Source organism: Oerskovia sp. NPDC057915, from assembly GCF_042887685.1.
Lineage (GTDB): Bacteria > Actinomycetota > Actinomycetes > Actinomycetales > Cellulomonadaceae > Oerskovia.
This window is the reverse complement of record NZ_JBHVOS010000017.1, coordinates 55500-72509: the sequence shown is the minus strand read 5'-3', so window position 1 is coordinate 72509 and position 17010 is coordinate 55500. Positions and strand designations below refer to the sequence as shown.

At 71.1% G+C, this 17010-nt stretch carries 13 protein-coding genes; 10 read left to right on the top strand and 3 right to left on the bottom strand.

Annotation, left to right across the window (positions count from 1 at the left end):
• The first annotated feature begins 86 nt into the window (after positions 1-86).
• Entirely contained in the window at positions 87-788 is a 702-nt protein-coding gene (locus tag ACFVQ3_RS12735) for a hypothetical protein (RefSeq protein ID WP_387639452.1), read from the top strand.
• Between the two features lie 102 nt (positions 789-890).
• On the opposite strand, the gene ACFVQ3_RS12730 is transcribed toward ACFVQ3_RS12735, so the two are convergent.
• Together ACFVQ3_RS12730 and ACFVQ3_RS12725 are read right to left on the bottom strand one after the other, a co-directional pair.
• Positions 891-1610, bottom strand: a complete 720-nt coding sequence (locus ACFVQ3_RS12730) for a peptidase (RefSeq protein WP_387639450.1) — start codon at positions 1608-1610, stop codon at positions 891-893.
• A gap of 183 nt (positions 1611-1793) precedes the next feature.
• Positions 1794-3623, bottom strand: a complete 1830-nt coding sequence (locus ACFVQ3_RS12725) for a DUF4012 domain-containing protein (protein WP_387639448.1) — start codon at positions 3621-3623, stop codon at positions 1794-1796.
• A gap of 144 nt (positions 3624-3767) precedes the next feature.
• Here ACFVQ3_RS12725 and ACFVQ3_RS12720 point away from each other — a divergent pair, with 144 nt between their 5' ends.
• The 9 genes from ACFVQ3_RS12720 to ACFVQ3_RS12680 all read left to right on the top strand — a co-directional run bounded on the left by ACFVQ3_RS12720 (position 3768) and on the right by ACFVQ3_RS12680 (position 13867).
• Positions 3768-4358, top strand: coding sequence for an RNA polymerase sigma factor (locus ACFVQ3_RS12720; protein WP_387639446.1), 591 nt, complete (start codon positions 3768-3770; stop codon positions 4356-4358).
• Positions 4359-4414: 56 nt separating this feature from the next.
• Positions 4415-5884 (top strand): hypothetical protein, encoded by a 1470-nt coding sequence (locus tag ACFVQ3_RS12715; protein WP_387639443.1) that lies wholly within the window; start codon positions 4415-4417, stop codon positions 5882-5884.
• Positions 5885-6208: 324 nt separating this feature from the next.
• Positions 6209-7429, top strand: a complete 1221-nt coding sequence (locus ACFVQ3_RS12710; RefSeq protein WP_387639441.1) for an inositol-3-phosphate synthase — start codon at positions 6209-6211, stop codon at positions 7427-7429.
• Positions 7426-8451: an SCO3242 family prenyltransferase gene (locus tag ACFVQ3_RS12705; protein WP_387639439.1), complete on the top strand. Its 1026-nt coding sequence runs from the start codon at positions 7426-7428 to the stop codon at positions 8449-8451. Before ACFVQ3_RS12710 ends, ACFVQ3_RS12705 begins: the two co-directional genes overlap by 4 nt.
• Before the next feature lie 74 nt (positions 8452-8525).
• Positions 8526-9437: a sugar phosphate isomerase/epimerase family protein gene (locus ACFVQ3_RS12700; protein WP_387639437.1), complete on the top strand. Its 912-nt coding sequence runs from the start codon at positions 8526-8528 to the stop codon at positions 9435-9437.
• Positions 9434-10174: an EboA domain-containing protein gene (locus ACFVQ3_RS12695; RefSeq protein WP_387639434.1), complete on the top strand. Its 741-nt coding sequence runs from the start codon at positions 9434-9436 to the stop codon at positions 10172-10174. The genes ACFVQ3_RS12700 and ACFVQ3_RS12695 overlap by 4 nt, the downstream gene beginning before the upstream one ends.
• Positions 10174-11052, top strand: a complete 879-nt coding sequence (locus ACFVQ3_RS12690) for a TatD family hydrolase (RefSeq protein WP_387639431.1) — start codon at positions 10174-10176, stop codon at positions 11050-11052. Before ACFVQ3_RS12695 ends, ACFVQ3_RS12690 begins: the two co-directional genes overlap by 1 nt.
• Positions 11052-12464, top strand: coding sequence for a metabolite traffic protein EboE (eboE, locus tag ACFVQ3_RS12685; protein WP_387639427.1), 1413 nt, complete (start codon positions 11052-11054; stop codon positions 12462-12464). Before ACFVQ3_RS12690 ends, eboE begins: the two co-directional genes overlap by 1 nt.
• Positions 12461-13867: an alkaline phosphatase family protein gene (locus ACFVQ3_RS12680; protein WP_387639424.1), complete on the top strand. Its 1407-nt coding sequence runs from the start codon at positions 12461-12463 to the stop codon at positions 13865-13867. Before eboE ends, ACFVQ3_RS12680 begins: the two co-directional genes overlap by 4 nt.
• Before the next feature lie 28 nt (positions 13868-13895).
• Here the strand turns inward: ACFVQ3_RS12680 and ACFVQ3_RS12675 are convergent, their stop codons facing one another.
• On the bottom strand, positions 13896-16679 hold the full coding sequence (locus ACFVQ3_RS12675) for an SIR2 family protein (RefSeq protein ID WP_387639422.1): 2784 nt from the start codon (positions 16677-16679) through the stop codon (positions 13896-13898).
• Positions 16680-17010: the final 331 nt, after the last annotated feature.

Genomic DNA, 17010 nt, shown 5'->3' with positions numbered 1-17010 from the left:
CAGTAGCGTGAAATCGTCCGAGGCCCCGGCGCGACCCTCCCCAGTGGGTCACGCCGGGGCCGACCTACATGAGTGAGGCAGTACCCGTGCACCAGCACCGTGTGATCCTTTCTTCGGCCGCAGCAGCGGCGACGTCCCCGCAGGCCCGACGGCGTGGCACCGCACGTGCGCGCCTGGTCCCCTTCGTCGGGGTCGTCCTGGGCGTGGGGCTCCTGGCCTCGGCGTGCTCCGGTGGTGGAGCGACGGACAAGGGCACCGCGAGCACCGACCCGTCCGGCTCCGGTCCGGCGGCCGCAGACACCCACGACGAGCACGAGGGGCAGCACACGAACACCGTGGACGTCGGCCCGCTGGCTCTCTTCGCGGCCGACTACTGGTCGGTCGTGCAGCCGTCCGAGGGGCTCACCCAGGTGCGCGCGGGCGGGTGCCCCGAGTCGGAGGCGTGCCCGAGCTTCGACGTCCTGAACGGTGACCCGGTCGCGGCTGTCGACACGACCCAGGCCTACGTCCCCGAGGGCGCCTTCTGCCCCGGGACCGGCAAGCTCACGGTGGGCGCGTCCAAGGAGACGAGCAAGCTGGACGTCGAGATCGACGGGCAGCCCGCGACGCTCACGCGCTTCGAGCTGAGCTGCGTCGACGCCTCGGGTGCGGAGCAGATGACGGTCGAGCAGATGCAGTGGTTCGTGCCGGACTCGCCCAACGGACCGACCCTCATCGCGGACCGCTGGGCCTTCGAGGGCCTCGAGCAGCGCCTCTACGCCGCGACGTGGGCGACGGCTTCCGCGTGACCTGGTGCCGGCACGGCGCCAGCACCTGAGCACGCCGCACAGCAGGAAGGCCCCCGGTGATCGTCACCGGGGGCCTTCCTGCTGTCACGGGGGTGCGGTTCGTCAGGCGTCGCCCTTGCGGCCGCGACGCGCGACCAGCACGAGTCCGCCACCGACCAGCAGGAGCGCTGCACCGATGCCGACGAACTTGCCGACCGTGGCACCCGTCGCGGCGAGACCGCTCTCCTGGGCGCCGGCCTTGTTGGAGACGGTCGTGACCTTGCCGTCGACGGTCGTCTTCCCGGGGGGCGTCGTCTTGCCCGGAGGGTTCGTGTTGCAGTTGGGGCTGGACGGCGGGTAGGCCACCGAGACCGTTGTCTCGGGGTTGACCTGGAAGAGGACGTTCACGGTCGGGCGGACCCAGCCGAAGCTGCCACCTTCGACCCACTCGCCGTTCTCGAACACCCAGCCCGGCCAGCCCGTGGGCTTGCCGGCGGCGTCCACCGTGGCGCCGGGCCACAGGACTCGACCGGAGAGGGGCAGCCCGGCCTGGACGACGTTCGCGCCCGAGGGGTTGAGCCACGTGATGGTCACGGTGTCGTTCGGGGTGCCCGTCACGTCGACGTCGTACTCGAGGTAGGGCACGTCGCCGTCGCACACGGGCTGGAGCACCGTGAGCTCGATCGTGGGGGGCGGCGTCGTCTCGACGTAGTCGCCCCCGGTCGGGGTCGGTTCGGGGGACTCGACGGACGCGTTCGCCGCAGGGCCGACGAGAGCCGTCGCACCCACGAGCCCTGCGACGAGGAGCCCCCGCACCCAGCGTGTGGTTCTTGAAGTGCTCATGGCGTCTTCACCAGTCTTGGTCGTGGCGGTCGATGAAAGGAAGGGTCGAAGCCTCGGCGCGCCTTCGTACCGTCACTGGACCCTGAACTTTTGAGGGTAGCGACTATCGGTCAGGAAGTGGACGGTTGTCCGGGTGAAAAGACAATCCTGAGGAATCGTTGTCTCGCCGTGATTTGTCGACGGTCATCCGCAGGCGGGGACCTCGATCGTCGCGAGCCCCGGCTGGTCGATCGTCGGGGTCGACCAGAGGTCGATCCACCGGGTGCCCGACGGGTCGCCGCCGTCGGTGGTCGCGACCGTGAACGTCACGCTCGTGCTCTGCCCGGGGGCGAGCTCGCGCGGGAGCGTCGCGACGGCACGGCCGTGGTTCTCGACGACCTCGCTGCCGGCCAGGGTCCCGTCGGCCGTCACGTCGAGGATGGTCCCCCCGCGGGGCGGGTAGAGGAACAGGTCGGTGCGGATGCTGCCAGGCGGGGTCCCGGAGATCCCCCCACCGGTCACGTACCAGGGCAGGTCCGTCGCGGCGTCGGCGGGGGCGGTCGACGTGAGGTCGACCTGGAACGTGTCCGTACGGCCCGACGCCGTGCACTCGCTCGCCACGTGCTGCACGCTCGAGTCGAGGTAGTAGCTCATCTTCCCCGCGGTCGCGTCGTTGAAGAAGACGCCGACGGAGTCCGCGGCGCGGTCGGACGACGAGATGTCGCCGGAGACCACGGTGTCGGCGAGCATCGACTGCTCGTCCTCGTGGCTCGACCACACGAGGGCGCGGTGCTCGCTCGTCGCTCGCTGGACCGCGCCGAGCAGGCTCTGCGGATCGGTGTCGCCCGACAGGGCCGTGGTGAGGACCGTTGCCGCCACTGCCGCGAAGAACGCGTCCGTCTCGGGGCCGGGCTCGAGCTCTTCGTACGCGTCCGACAGCAGGACGTCGACCGCGTTGCCGGCGTCGATCGTGGCGCCCGCGACGTCGATCGGACCGGTGGCCTCGAGCAGGTAGGAGAGCGCGACGGGGTCGAGGGTCAGGACCCCGTCGACGGCCTGCCCCTTCGAGGCCTGCCACATCGCGGCGGCCAGGGGAGCCGCGGTGGGGAAGTCCGGCGTGTACACCGTGTCCTGGACGTAGACGGCCATGTTCGGGCCGAAGAGCTCCTCGTCGGCCGGGGCCAAGGGGCTGATGCCCTCCGGGAACGGGCCCACGTCCTGCGTCGAGGCCTGGTCAAGGAGCGAGATGCGCCCCGCATCGGTGCCGATCACGGCGAACGCCCCGGGGATGCCTCCGGGGGAGCGGAGCTCGGCGCTGTTGAGCGCCATGACGAGGTAGGTCCGTGGCCCGTCGCCCCCGAGCATCGCGGGCAGGAGCGTCGTCGCGCGGTCGGCGGTCGTCACGAGCCCGTCAAGCGTCCAGACCTTGTCCTGGAGGTCGGAGACGGGACCGGCGAGCACGTCCTGCAGCGCGGTCACGTCGATGTCGCCGACGCGCCCGACGACGGTCGACATGGTGTCGGCGGCCTCGGCGACGGCCGGTGCTGCCGCGGTGAGAGGGGCGAGGTCGACCGTCCCGCCCTGGACCCGGATCCCACCCTCCGAGACGAGCGCCGCAGCCTCAGTCAGGGGCGGCAGGACGTCCTGCGTGATCTCGTCGACCGCCCAGGCGGCGGTCGAGAACGCGCTCACGTCGGCACCGACGAACGGCAGGCGACCGGCTACCCACCACAGGGGGCCGTCGGTGTTGCTGCGGGCGTCGGCGGTGAGGGGCTGGACGTCGGCCAGCGCGGCCTGAGCGCCCGCGCCGTCGCCGGCGCGCAGCGCCTCCTCGACCGCGGGCAACCGGTCGATCGCGTCGGTCAACGACGAGCGGGCAGCGAGCGCGTCGCGCACCAGGAGGCCCACGCACACGAGCAGCCCGACCAGGAGCAGGAAGATCGTGAGCACGATCCAGCCTGCCCGGCGCCCCTTGCGGCGCGGACGGCGGGAGGTCGGTGGCGTCGTCGGGCCTGCGTCGTCGATGGCGCTCATGGCATCAGGGTAGAGGCATGATCGGAGCAGGACGCGCAGGCGCGGGCCGCGTGGCCAGGTGGCACCCTGCGGCGAGCCTGCAAGGAACGACGACGTCACGACACAGGGAGGTTGACGATGCCGGCCATCCCACCTGGAGCCTCAGTGACGCCCCCGACCCGCGACGACGCCTGGTTCGAGGCGCTCTTCACCGCGCACACGACTGCCGTCTACCGCTACTTCCGGCGCAGGCTCCCCACGGGCGCGGGAGGTGCCGGACCGGACACCGAGGACCTCACCGCGGAGGTCTTCGCGACGGCCTGGCGACGGCGGGAGGACGTCCCCGAGGGAGCCGAGCTGCCCTGGCTCTACCGCACGGCCGGCTTCGTCCTCGCCAACCACCGGCGCAAGATGCGCCCGGTCCTCGTGGCCGACGTGCCCGAGGAGGCCGACGACGTCGACCCGCAGTCGCTCGCGCTGACCGACGACCACGTGCGTCGCGTGCTCGGCGTGCTCGCTCCGCGGGACCGGCGCATCCTGCTCCTCAACGCCTGGGACGGCCTCACGGGGGACCAGCTCGCGCAGGTGCTGGGAGTGAGCCGCGGCGGCGCCGACGCGGCCCTGTCCCGTGCGCGCTCGCGCCTGCGCGACGCCTGGGCCGCGCAGGCGCGCGCGGGCGACACGGGCGAGGTGCCCGTCGCCCAGGTCCGTGCGGCGGTGCGACCGTCGGGGCCCGTGCAAGAGACCGAGGCGTGACGACACAGACGGGGTAGAGGATCCGGGCCCCCGGATCGACGAGCTGGAGGCTCCCGATGAGCACCGACGACACGACCCCCCGACCCCCCGTCGACGACACGCCCGACGAGGCGTACGACCGGGTCCGCGACGCCGACCCGGCGGCGACCGCGACGCCCGACCTCGCGGCGATCGCGGCCAAGGACGCGACCGTCCGCGCGCACCTCAGGGACTCGTTCGGCTCGGTGGCGGCCAGCGCCCTGGGCGCGCCGGACGACTCGACGGGAGCGACGTCGTCGGGCGCCGGAGCGGACGAGACCGACGAGCTGGCTGTGCACCGCGAGAAGAAGCGGCGCCGTGTCCCGCTCGCCGGGGCGGCGGCCGCGGCCGTCGCGGGCGTGCTCGCGTTCGGCGTCGGCGGGTACGCGCTCGGAAGTGCGGGGGGCTCGGGCGGCGGGACGTCGGTCGCGACCGCGGACGCGCCCATCGCCCTCCAGGACCTCGCGGCGGGCAGCCGGGGGGCCGCGCCCGAGGGGGCGGCCATGGGTGCGGGTGACGCGAAGATGTCGAGCATGCACGGCTTCGGGGGTCGGACCGTGTTCACGTCCGCGGGGCTCGGGACCGAGGGGACGTCGGCTCCCGCGTGGGCGTTCGACGCCGCGGGGACCTTCTCCGCAGAGACCGCCGCGAAGGTGGCCTCGGCGCTGGGCGTCGCGGGTGAGCCCCGGCAGGAGTACGGGACGTGGACCGTCGGGCCGAACGACGGGCAGGGGCCCACCGTGAGCGTCCAGCCGGACGGGACGACGAGCGTCTCGTTCAACGACCCGAGCAAGGACCCGTGGGCGTGCGCCGTCGTCGCGGTCCCCGGGAGCGGCACGGCGACCACCGAGGAGATGGAGGCCGACCCGCAGGCCGGGTGCGGTCAGCAGGACCTGGGGCAGGCTCCCGCGCCCGACGCCGCGATCTCGACGAGCAAGGACGTGCTCGGCTCGCTCGGCCTCGACCCGGCCGCCTTCGAGTACACGACCGAGTCGTACGACGGTGAGGGGAAGATCCTCGCGGTGAGCGCGGCCCAGGTGGTCGAGGGACAACGGACCGGCATCGTGTGGAGCATGACGTACTCGGGAGCGGGACTGTCCTCGCTCTACGGTTCGCTCGCCCCGACCGTCCCGATGGGTGACTACGCCGTGGTGAGCCCCACGGTCGCCGTCGAGCGCCTGGGCGACCCGCGGTTCGGGAGCCCGGCGATGATCGCCTACGCACGTGGCGGGGACGCGTCGATGCTGCTGGAGGGAGCCACGACGGACGTCGCCCCGGTCGAGCCCGAGGTGCCGGTCGTCCCGCCGACCGCCGGTGCGGGCGCTGCCTTCTCCTGGCCCGTGGACGAGGTGACCATCACGTCGGCCCGGCTCGGCTGGGCGGTGCACTACCAGGCCGACGGCGGAGCGGTGCTGGTCCCGTCGTACGAGCTGAGCGACGCCGAGGGCAGCACGTGGTCGGTCATCGCGGTGGCCGACGACGAGCTGGACTTCTCGTCGGCCGGCTGACGGGCCGCCCCACCCCCGCCGAGGGTGACGCCCACCCCCGCCGAGGGTGACGTACCGGGGTGCCGAGGGTGACGCGCGAGCGTTGCCCTCGGCACCTTTCTTTTGTCGTCGAATCCGAAAGTCGGCACAACAGCCGTCCGGCTTTTGATTGACCATCGACAAAAGGGGGGTTAGGGTCGCTGCACGGCCACCAGCCCGGCAGGACTGGGCACGTCTCGCTCGCGCGAGCGTGCCCGCCACGGGACGGAGCCCGTCGAGGGCGACGAGGCCCCCGACTCCGCACTTCGGTCCTGTCAGCGGGGACCGACGGGACCAGGAGCGACGATGCACCTTTCACCCCACCAGCCCACCTGGGACCACGGCCGCACCGGCATCTGGTTCGTCGGGGCACGAGGATCCGTCGCGACGACCGCCACGCTCGGCCTGGCAGCGATCTCCTCGGGGCTCAGCGCCCCCACCGGCTGCGTCACCGCGCAGTCGCCGCTCGACACGGTCGCGCTCCCGGCGTTCACGGACCTCGTCGTCGGTGGCCACGACATCAGCGACACCCCGCTCGGCAAGCGCGCCGAGATGCTCGTCGAGGCAGGCATGATCCCGTACCGCCTCCTCGAGGCCGTGCGCCCCCAGCTCGACGCGGCCGACGCCGAGATCAGGCCCGGCTACGACCCCGCCCACCGCACGGGCTCCCAGGCGGCGAGCGCCGAGCGCCTCGCCGAGGACATCCGGTCCTTCCGCGACCGTCACGGCCTGGCCCGCGTCGTCGTGATCGACCTCGCCTCGACCGAGCCCCTCCCGGAACCGGCCGCCGAGCTCGACGACCTGGATCTGCTGCGCGCCGCGATCGAGGACCCCGAGCGCGAGGTCCTGCCCGCGAGCTCGGTCACCGCGTACGCGGCGCTCCTCGCGGGGGCGCCGTACGCGGGCTTCACTCCCTCGGCGAGCATGAACCTGCCGGCGCTGCACGCCCTCGCGACCGAGCGTGGCGTGCCGTTCGCCGGGCAGGACGGCAAGACCGGTCAGACCTGGCTGCGCTCGGTCCTGGCCCCGGCGCTCGCGGCCCGTGGGCTGCGCGTGCTGTCCTGGGCCGGGTCGAACCTCCTCGGTGGTGGCGACGGCGCGACGCTCGCCGACCCGCACGCGGTCCAGAGCAAGCTCGTCTCGAAGAACCGCGGGCTGCAGGACCTGACGGGGACGAAGGTGACCCCGCTGCACATCGACAACGTCCCCGACCTGGGCGACATCAAGGTCGCGTGGGACCACATCCACGTCGAGGGCTTCCTGGGGTCGCGGCTCACCCTGCAGACGACGTGGAGCGCCTACGACTCGATGCTCGCCGCCCCGCTCGTGCTGGACCTCGCGCGCCTGCTGGCGCTCGCGGACGCGGCGGGCCTGTCCGGGCCTGTGCCGGAGATGGGCTTCTTCTTCAAGGACCCGTGGGGTTCGGACGTGCACTCGTTCGCGGAGCAGACGCGCGAGCTGGGCGTGTGGGCGCACCGGACGAGCGCGCAGGCGGACCAGGCTCGGACCGAGGTCGGCGAGCCGTGACGCTGCGCGACTACCTCGACCTGGTCCGGGCCCCGGCGGTCCTGTCGGTCGTGGGGGACACCCTCGCCGGGGCGTCCGCGGCCGGTCGGCTCGGCCGGCCGCGCCGCGCGGCCGGGCCTGCGGCGGGGGCCGACGTGAGGCCGTGGCGCCTCGCGCTCCTGCCGTTGTCGTCCGCGTGCCTGTACGCGGGCGGGATGGCCCTCAACGACTATGCGGACCGCGAGCTCGACGCGGTCGAGCGCCCGGAGCGCCCGCTGCCCTCGGGTCGGGTCTCGCCCACGCAGGCCCTCGGGGTCGCGTCGGGGCTCACGGTCGCGGGGCTCGCCCTCGCGGGGGTCGGGGGCGGGCGGCGCTCGTTCGCCCTCGCGGTCCCGCTCGCGGCGAGCGTGTGGACGTACGACCTGGTCGCGAAGAACCACGCGTCCGGGCCCGTCGTCATGGCGGCATGCCGGGGTCTGGACGTCCTCATGGGCGCGGGTCTGGGTCGCGTGCGTGCGGCGCTCCCGGCCGCAGCTGCCCTCACGGTGCACACGGCCGGGGTCACGGTCCTCTCGCGCGGCGAGGTCCACGGGACGACGCAGCCCGTCGCCGCGGCGGTGGCCGCGGGCACGGTGAGCGTGGCGGGCGCGGTCGCGGTGGGTGCGCTGCGCTCGCTGCGCAGGCGCCCGACGGCGGCGCTCACCTCCGCGTCGTCGGCGGGCACGTCGACGGCGGGCACGGTGACGACCGGCCGAGCAACCACCGTCGTGCCGGCGCTGGCCTCGCTCGTCTCGGCGGGGGTCTACGTGGCGTCGTGCCTGCCGCACCAGGCCGCCGCGGTCGGCTCGCCCGACGCGCGGAACGCGTTCGCCGCGACCAAGGCCGGTATCCGGTCGATGGTCCCGCTCCAGGCGGCGCTCGCGGCACGGGGCGGGAGCCTGGGGTCGGTCGCGGTCCTCGCGGGGGTCGAGCTCGCCGGCCGTGCCCTGCGGGCCCGGGGTCGGCGCAGGGTGAGCCCGAACCCGGGCCTGAGCGAGTCATGAGCGAGACCTCGGCGCCGTCGGGGTCCGTGGCTCCCGGGTCCGTCCCGCCGCGGCCCGCGCCTCCCGTGTCTCGCATGCCTCCCGAGCCCCGCATGCCGTTCACCCTCGGGTACGGCACCAACGGCTTCACCGACCACCCGCTCGACGTGACGCTCGACGTCCTCGCGTACGAGGGGTACGGCGCGGTGGCCCTGACGCTCGGGCACCCGCACCTGGACCCGTTCGCGGACGACGTCGACGCGCAGGTCGCTCGCCTGCGGCGACGTCTCGACGACCTGGGGATGCGCGTGGTCGTGGAGACGGGCACGCGCTTCCTGCTCGACCCGTTCCGCAAGCACCACCCGACGTTCCTCGACCCCGACGCGGACCTCGCCGACCTCCGGGTCCGCTTCCTGTGCCGCGCGGTCGAGGTCGCGGCGGGTCTGCGCGCCGAGTGCGTCTCCTTCTTCTCGGGCGTCCTGCCCGCAGGCACGACGGTGGAGCAAGGGTGGGAGCGTCTGCTCGCCCGGGCGCCGCGCGTCGTGGCCCACGCACGTGACCACGGTGTCCGGCTCGCGCTCGAGCCCGAGCCCGGGATGCTCGTCGAGACCGTCGCCGACGCGCTGCGGCTGCGCGAGGACGCCGGCGCTCCCGACGCGCTCGGCGTGACGGTCGACCTGGGGCACTGCGTCGTCGTCGAGCCCGACGGGGTGCGCGGTGCGCTGCTCGCCGCGGCCCCCCACCTGCTGAACGTGCAGGTCGACGACATGCGGCACACCGCGCACGAGCACCTGCCCTTCGGGGACGGCGAGCTCGACCTGGCGCTGGCCCTGGGCACCCTCGGCGAGATCGGGTACACGGGGGTCGCGGCCGTCGAGCTGCCCCGCCACTCGTACGACGCCCCCGGGCTCGCGCACCGCAGCATGGCCGCGATGACCGGCGCCTGGGCCGCCTGGCACCAGAGCACCGCAGGTTCCGCATCCACACCCCAGGAGGCACTCCGATGACCACCCCCGACCTGACCGACGCACCGGGCCGCCCCACCACCGCAGGCGATCCCGGCGCCCTCGCGGGCCTGCTCACCGACGAGCAGGCCGCCTGGCTGGCCACGGCGTGCGGCGACGTCGCCACGGACCCGGGCTCCGCCGTCGGGCACCTGGCACGGGCCGGGCGGTCCGTGGGACGCACGTCCCTCGACCCCGACCTGGACCCCGCCGGGGTCCTGCACGGGACGCTCGACGACGCCGCCCGCGCCCGCCTCGTCGTGGCGCTCGCGGGATCCCTGCCCGCAGACGGCGAGTCCCTCGCGGCTCGCCTCACCGAGACCTACCAGCGCGGGGACACGCCCGAGCGGCGGGGCGTGCTGCGCGGGCTCGACGCGCTGACCCTCGCCGGGACCGTGCCCCCGGCGCTCGCGTCGGCCGGGACGGCGCTCGCGGCCGACGCCCTGCGCGCCAACGACCAGAGCCTCGTGGCGGCGGCCGTCGGGCCGTTCGCGGCCGCGCACCTCGACGACCACGCGTGGCGCCACGCGGTCCTCAAGCTCGTGTTCATGGGGGTGAGCCTCGACGCGGTCGCCGGGCTCGACGAGCGCGCCGACGACGAGCTCGCGCGCATGGCCCGCGACTTCGCGGCCGAGCGCCGAGCGGCGGGCCGCGTCGTGCCCGACGACGTCGCGCGCATCGCGCCCGACCTCACCCCCGCACCCCCGACCCCTCTCGCGAACCACAGCAAGGACGCCTGATGCGCATCTTCGACCCCCACATCCACATGACCTCCCGCACGACCGACGACTACGAGGCCATGTACGCCGCGGGCGTGCGCGCGCTCGTGGAGCCCGCGTTCTGGCTCGGGCAGCCCCGCACGACGGTCGGGTCGTTCCTCGACTACTTCGACGCGCTGCTGGGGTGGGAGCGGTTCCGGGCCACGCAGTTCGGGATCCGCCACCACGCGACCATCGCCCTCAACCCCAAGGAGGCGAACGACCCGCGCTGCACCGAGGTGCTCGACGAGATCCCGCGCTACCTCGCCAAGGACGGCGTGGTCGCGGTCGGCGAGGTCGGCTACGACTCCATGACGCCCGCCGAGGACGACGCGTTCACGCGCCAGCTCGCGATGGCGATCGACGCCGAGCTGCCCGTCATGGTCCACACCCCGCACCGCGACAAGCTCGTCGGGACGCGCCGCACGCTCGACGTGGTCCGCGAGTCGGGGATCGCTCCCGGGATGGTCGTGGTCGACCACCTCAACGAGACCAACGTCGCGCTCGTCAAGGACGCCGGGGCGTGGATGGGCTTCTCGGTCTACCCCGACACCAAGATGGACGAGCACCGCATGGTCGCGATCATGCTCGAGCACGGCACCGAGCGCGTGCTCGTCAACTCCGCCGCGGACTGGGGGCGCTCCGACCCGCTCAAGACGCTCAAGACCGGGCGCGCCATGCTCGCGGCCGGGTTCAGCGACGACGAGGTCGACAAGGTCCTGTGGCGCAACCCCGTCGAGTTCTACGGGCAGTCGGGGAACCTGCTGCTCGACCCCGTGCCCGGGTTCGTCGAGGGCGAGGCGCCCGCACCGTCCGCGAGCTACGAGGGCAGCTCGGTGCTGCGCGGGGCACGGGTCTGATGCAGCTCTCGTACTGCACCAACGTCCACCCCGCCGAGGACCTCGACGGCGTGGTCGACCAGCTCGCCCGGTACGCCGGGCCCGTGCGCGAGGCCGCGGGGCTCGACGTGCTCGGGGTCGGGCTGTGGCTGCCGGCGTCGCTCGCGCACCGGCTCTCGGCGTCCCCGCGGGCGGCCGAGGACATGGCCCGGCTGCGGGCCGCGCTCGACGAGCACGGCCTCCAGGTGCACACGCTCAACGCGTTCCCCTACGGCGGGTTCCACGACGACGTCGTCAAGCTCGCCGTCTACTCGCCCACCTGGGCCGACGCCGAGCGGCTCGCCTACACGCTCGAGTGCGCCGAGGTCCTCGCGGCCCTCCTGCCCGACGGCGTGGACGGGTCGATCTCGACGCTCCCGCTCGCATGGCGCGAGCCGGACGGGGTCGCGTGGTCGCCCGCGCAGGACGCCGCGGCGACGCGCGCGTTCGAGGACCTCTCCGCAGGCCTGCGCGACCTCGCCGCCCGCACGGGCAAGGTCGTGCGCGTCGCGGTCGAGCCCGAGCCCGGGTGCGTCCTCGACACCGTCGAGGACGTCGTGGCCTGGCTCGAGGCGCGGCTCACGCCGGCCGACGGGCGGGGCGACGGGGCGGGCGACCACTCGACCCGTGAGCAGGCGGGCGGCGGCATCGACCCCGCGTTCGTGGGCGTCTGCCTCGACACGTGCCACCTCGCGGTCTCGTTCGCCGACCCGGCCGCAGCCGTCTCGCGGATCACGGGGGCGGGGCTGCGCGTGGTCAAGGTCCAGGCCTCGGCTGCGCTGCACCTCGCCGAGCCGTCCGCGCCGGGGGCGCGCGACGCCGTCGGGCAGTTCGTCGAGAAGCGCTACATCCACCAGGTGCGCGAGCTCGCCCCGGGCGGCGACGTGCTGCCCGCCGACGACCTGCCCGACGCCCTGGGCGACGGCGAGGCGCCCGGCCTGCCGGGGGAGGGGCCGTGGCGCGTGCACTTCCACGTGCCGCTGCACCACGAGCCGGCCCCGCCGCTGGCCGCGACGACCGACGTGCTGCGCGACGCCGTCGCGGCCGTGCGCGCGGCACCGCACGGCGACGAGGCCCACCTCGACGTCGAGACGTACACGTGGGCCGTGCTGCCACCGGGCTCGCCCGCGTTCCCCGCCCCGGTCCCGTCGCCGTCGACGGACGATGCGTCACCCTCGGCGGGCGAGGCGGTCACCGTCGGCGACGATCCTGGTCACCGTCGGGGGGTGGGGGCGTCACCGTCGGCGGGGGAGTCCGTCACCCTCGGCGGGGGCGGCGTCGAGCCGCTCGTCGCCGGGATCGCCGCCGAGCTGCGATGGGCCGCTGCGCACCTGCTCGGGCCGGCCCCCGCGTCCTCCACCACCACCCTCCAGACCTCAGGAGTCCCCGCATGAAGCCCGTGCTGCTGCTCGACGTCGTCGGGCTCACCGAGAAGGCCCTCGCCCACATGCCGCGCCTGCGGCAGCTCGCCGCGGGCGGCTGGCAGACCCAGCTCGCGACTGTCCTGCCCGCCGTCACGTGCACCGTCCAGGCGACCATGACCACGGGCCTCGCCCCCGCCCAGCACGGCGCCGTGGGCAACGGCTGGTACTTCCGCGAGCTCGGCGAGGTGTTCCTCTGGCGTCAGCACAACAAGCTCGTCTCGGGCGAGAAGGTCTGGGAGGCCGCACGGCGCGCGAACCCCGACCACCGCACCGCGAACGTCTGCTGGTGGTACGCCATGGGCGCCACGACCGACGTGACCGTCACACCCCGCCCGATCTACCACGCCGACGGGCGCAAGTCGCCCGACGCGTACATCCGCCCGCCCGCGCTGCACGACGAGCTCACCGGGCGGTTCGGCGAGTTCCCCCTGTTCACCTACTGGGGCCCGACCGCCGCGATCGCGTCCTCGGCCTGGATCGTCGACGCGACCCGGCACGTCCTGCGCACCCACTCGCCCGAGCTCACCATGGCCTACGTGCCGCACCTCGACTACGACCTCCAGCGGTTCGGGCCCGACTCTCCCGAGGCCGACGCCGCGGCCGCCGAGCTCGACGCCGTCCTCGCCCCGCTGCTCGACGACGCGGCCAACAACGGGGTCGCGGTCGTCGTGGTCTCCGAGTACGGCATCGCCGAGGCGGACAAGCCCGTGCACCTCAACCGGATCCTGCGCCGCGAGGGGCTGCTCGAGGTCTACGTGCAGGACGGCAAGGAACAGCTCGACCCCTGGACGTCCAAGGCGTTCGCGGTCGCAGACCACCAGGTCGCGCACGTGTACGTCGACGACCCGTCGCGGCTCGCCCGCGTGCAGGACCTGCTGCGCAGCGTGCCCGGCGTCGACGAGGTCCTCGACCGTGAGGCGCAGGCCCGCTACGGGCTCGACCACAAGCGCTCGGGCGACCTCGTCGTGGTCGCCGAGCCCGGCGCGTGGTTCACCTACTACTACTGGCTCGACGACGCCCGCGCCCCCGAGTACGCGCGCGGCGTCGACATCCACCGCAAGCCCGGCTACGACCCCGCCGAGCTGTTCTTCGACCCGGCCGACCCGCTCGCCAAGGCCAAGGCCGGGATGAACCTCGTCAAGAAGAAGCTCGGGCTGCGCTACGCCATGAGCACCGTCCCGCTCGACGCGTCCTACGTGCGCGGCACGCACGGACGGCTGCCCGACTCCGCGGCCGACACGCCCCTGATCCTGTGCTCGGAGGCCGAGATCCCCGCGTCGGTCGCGGCGCTCGTCGAGCGCGGGGGACAGGTGCCCGCCGCAGCGATCAAGGGCCTGGTGCTCGAGATGCAGAACCTCGGCGTGAAGGTCTGAGGAGCCGCCGGCCCGCATGAACGGAAGGCTACCAGGATGCTAGTGTATTCAGTTCAGAGAATCTCCGTGAGTTTCCCGGAAGCATATGCAAGAACGGGGCCTCAAGTAGTGAATCGGCAACCGAGAGTGCTTCAGTGATGGCCTCCATTGCGGCCGCGCCCGCCAGCTTCGACCGCACGCCATTTCCCCGTAGCCAAAGGTTCAGATCGTCCGTCCAATCAGCATTCTTGTCGAGACGCTCGCTGGCCGTTATTTCGAAGACTGCGAGAGCCGCGTTGGCGAAAACTGCCGAATTCCTATCCTCGGAAAGCCGCCGGAACGCAAACGAAAGACAGTAGAGTGCGACCATCGCTTGGTCGCCGCGAAGCGCTCCCAGGTTGAAGTTATCTGCAAGAGCAACGCCAGCGAGAGAAGCATTTCGGGCCCACCTCGAAGCGTGCCCCTCGGCGATGCCCCACTCTGTAAAGAATGGGCGACCGGCGGTCGAAAGATCAGGAGCCGCGCTGAGTTGCGCAAGGGCTGTCTCGCCCACTTCGCACGCATCGGGGTAACGATTTGCTCGCCGCAGCGCCTTGCTAAGGCTACTTTTGTACGACAAGCGCATCGGAGCTGTGCTCGCGGCGACCTCGGCGGCTACGACGGCGAGTTTTGGATCATCAATCTTTCGCGACAGATATGCAATCTCAAGTAGATCCGCTCTCGGGCCCGTGAACTCGATCTGTTCCACCGATGATCGCACTAGCCGCGCCACCGTGTCTGCCAAGATGATGCCACCGTCCGTTGCGGCATCGATAGCCGTTCTCGCGATCATGCTGTGTCTGACTAGCACTGCCTCCCGCGAGTATGTGACGGCCGCCTCATCTCCAAGCTTGACAAGGACTTCGTGGTAAAGTTCGTCTACAGAAACGCCAAGCGCGCCAGCTAGGACGCTAGGTGACAATGTGCGGATATTTAGCGAATGTGGAAGGGCGATCGCTGCGAAGGCGTCCAAGAGAGTGGAAGTGCGCTCCTCCGAGAGCACCTCCCAGTTGGCAAGGCGTCGCATTAGTTCAACCACGTGATCGCGGAACCCGTTCCCATACCTGGTGGTCAGGAGTGCTCCAAGAAACGCCCCTTCCCCGGCGGCTTGGCCATCTCTTGCCGCTCGAAGCAATTGTTGAATTCGGTCCTCTCTGGTCGGAATCTGACGTAACTCACCGAGGGCCGATTCGCCGATTCTACTCCAGGCATCCACTACCGATACTGCATCGTTCCGTGTCATGCCACTGATCGAGTGGTCAAAAAAGCCGATATGCTGCCGCCATGAGAAGCCGGCTCCGCCAGAATTGCGCCAGTCGGTTGAGCGAGCTGCAAGTACTAGGTGGATGTTCTTTCGACCAACCTCGTTTGCTCGACGCACAAGATCTCGAAGCCTGTCAACGCATTTTGAGGCCTCGTCAAGGACGAGAATGTACTCTCGCCCGGGTGGTAGTGCTAGTACTTCGTCGGCTGCGGCCAACCCGCCGTCTGGGTGGTACATGACCATGGCGCCGGCTTTCCTCTCGCGCGCCAATGCGGCAGCGATCTGCATTAACGCCGTAGATTTGCCTTCTCCACTAGGGCCAAGGAGTAGAGACATGGAAGGTGTCCTATTGGAGATTGCGCGCTTGATCTGATTTATGCACGAGGCGGAGACGTCCCGCAGGGGGATTAGAGGGCTCGCAGCGTCGCCCCAGTTAGGAAGGCGCCCATCAAAGAAGCTCAGCGCCGCTGACTTTTCGATCGCATGATCTCTGGAAATTGGTTTGCCATCTACTATTTGCCACCCGATTAGGCCGCCACCCGGGTTCTTTGTGCGGCTATCGTCCGGATAGGCGAGGTGCTCGGAGAGGGCCCTTTCCAGTTTGGGAAAGAGTGTGTCAGAATCAATTTTCGCATAGAACTGGACGTTGCCAGGGGCGTTAGAAAGAGACTGTAGCACCGGATTTGCGGCAATCTGATTGTTCAGGTCTGCCACATCGCCAAAGTGGCACCATAGGATGTCCAGGACGGTAGAATCTTGCTCGCCGATAATCTCTACCATCTTCGCCGTGAGTGCGTCGCTCCAGCCTCCGTAACCTATAACTAAGAGAGTGTTTCTCCGGAGGACTGTGCGCAATGACGCGCCAAGTGCGGGTCTGCTTTGGCTCAGTTGATTTGCCATGCTTAGAGTTGCTTGACCGCGCCAGTATCCGTGGAAATGGACGATATGAGGTTCGGACGAAACCCTCACGTCACGTAGGAACGCCCCGTCTGTATCCAGCACGTTCGTTACTGGCGTTCCTCCGGCGCGTCGAATCGCAATCTCGCATAGAGGATCAAAGTTCGAAGTGAGGATGGGGCCCCGCTTGATGTTCGCTGTTCCGGCCCAGATTCGTCCCAGAGATTCGACACCAATGGGCAGTTTCCAAGACTCTTCGTCGTTTTCGTATGTAGTGAGTGCCTCAGCGGTGAGAGTGGGGGTCTGCTGACTGTCCAGACCCTTGTAGGCGCCGAGGGTGGCCAGTTGAATGACTCGATCGCGGTATCCGGGTTCGCGACGGAGGGCAAGAAAATCGAAGGTGGCTCGATACTTTTCCGCATCGTCGACGATGTCTGCGAGTGCAGAATCGAGATCTTGGCGATCCTCACTGTGGAGCCCTTTGCGCGTCATTTCAACGATATGCGCCGGGCTCGCAATGACCGAGGATGTGATCCCTGATCCGCAGAGGATTGACAATGACCGCGTCTCGTCGCCGTTGCGGTAGATTGAACGTAGGCGCGCGATCAGGTCGGCCTCGTTGCCGATTGGCATGCTCTACTCGATCCTCGTTTTTCCGCCAGCCTCTCTGGCTTGCTCGCGATTGTAGCGGCTTATCGCTCGCGTGAGAGCGGATGCGGGTAGCCTCGAGGGTGAAATCTCTAGCGATCGTTGCTGCCGGGGTTAATGGCTGCTCGGCTTGGCTGGGATCCACGCTCGTCCTGACACGGTTCCCCAGAGTGTCCTCGGGACGTCCGGGGAGACCAGAAGGGCGCGACCCGCGGGTCGCGCCCTTCGTCGTCCCGTTCACCGGGTGCTCGTGGCGTCCCCGGTCAGGACGGGAGCGGCCCCATGCACGCTCCCGTCCTGACGAGGCCCGGCTGGT

Excerpts from the sequence above, each read along its gene's own strand:
- ACFVQ3_RS12700 (WP_387639437.1), top strand. The coding sequence starts at position 8,526 with ATGCCTCCCGAGCCCCGCATGCCGTTCACCCTCGGGTACGGCACCAAC.
- ACFVQ3_RS12730 (WP_387639450.1), bottom strand. The coding sequence starts at position 1,610 with ATGAGCACTTCAAGAACCACACGCTGGGTGCGGGGGCTCCTCGTCGCA.
- ACFVQ3_RS12695 (WP_387639434.1), top strand. The coding sequence starts at position 9,434 with ATGACCACCCCCGACCTGACCGACGCACCGGGCCGCCCCACCACCGCA.
- ACFVQ3_RS12725 (WP_387639448.1), bottom strand. The coding sequence starts at position 3,623 with ATGAGCGCCATCGACGACGCAGGCCCGACGACGCCACCGACCTCCCGC.
- ACFVQ3_RS12715 (WP_387639443.1), top strand. The coding sequence starts at position 4,415 with ATGAGCACCGACGACACGACCCCCCGACCCCCCGTCGACGACACGCCC.
- ACFVQ3_RS12690 (WP_387639431.1), top strand. The coding sequence starts at position 10,174 with ATGCGCATCTTCGACCCCCACATCCACATGACCTCCCGCACGACCGAC.
- ACFVQ3_RS12675 (WP_387639422.1), bottom strand. The coding sequence starts at position 16,679 with ATGCCAATCGGCAACGAGGCCGACCTGATCGCGCGCCTACGTTCAATC.
- ACFVQ3_RS12680 (WP_387639424.1), top strand. The coding sequence starts at position 12,461 with ATGAAGCCCGTGCTGCTGCTCGACGTCGTCGGGCTCACCGAGAAGGCC.
- eboE (WP_387639427.1), top strand. The coding sequence starts at position 11,052 with ATGCAGCTCTCGTACTGCACCAACGTCCACCCCGCCGAGGACCTCGAC.
- ACFVQ3_RS12710 (WP_387639441.1), top strand. The coding sequence starts at position 6,209 with ATGCACCTTTCACCCCACCAGCCCACCTGGGACCACGGCCGCACCGGC.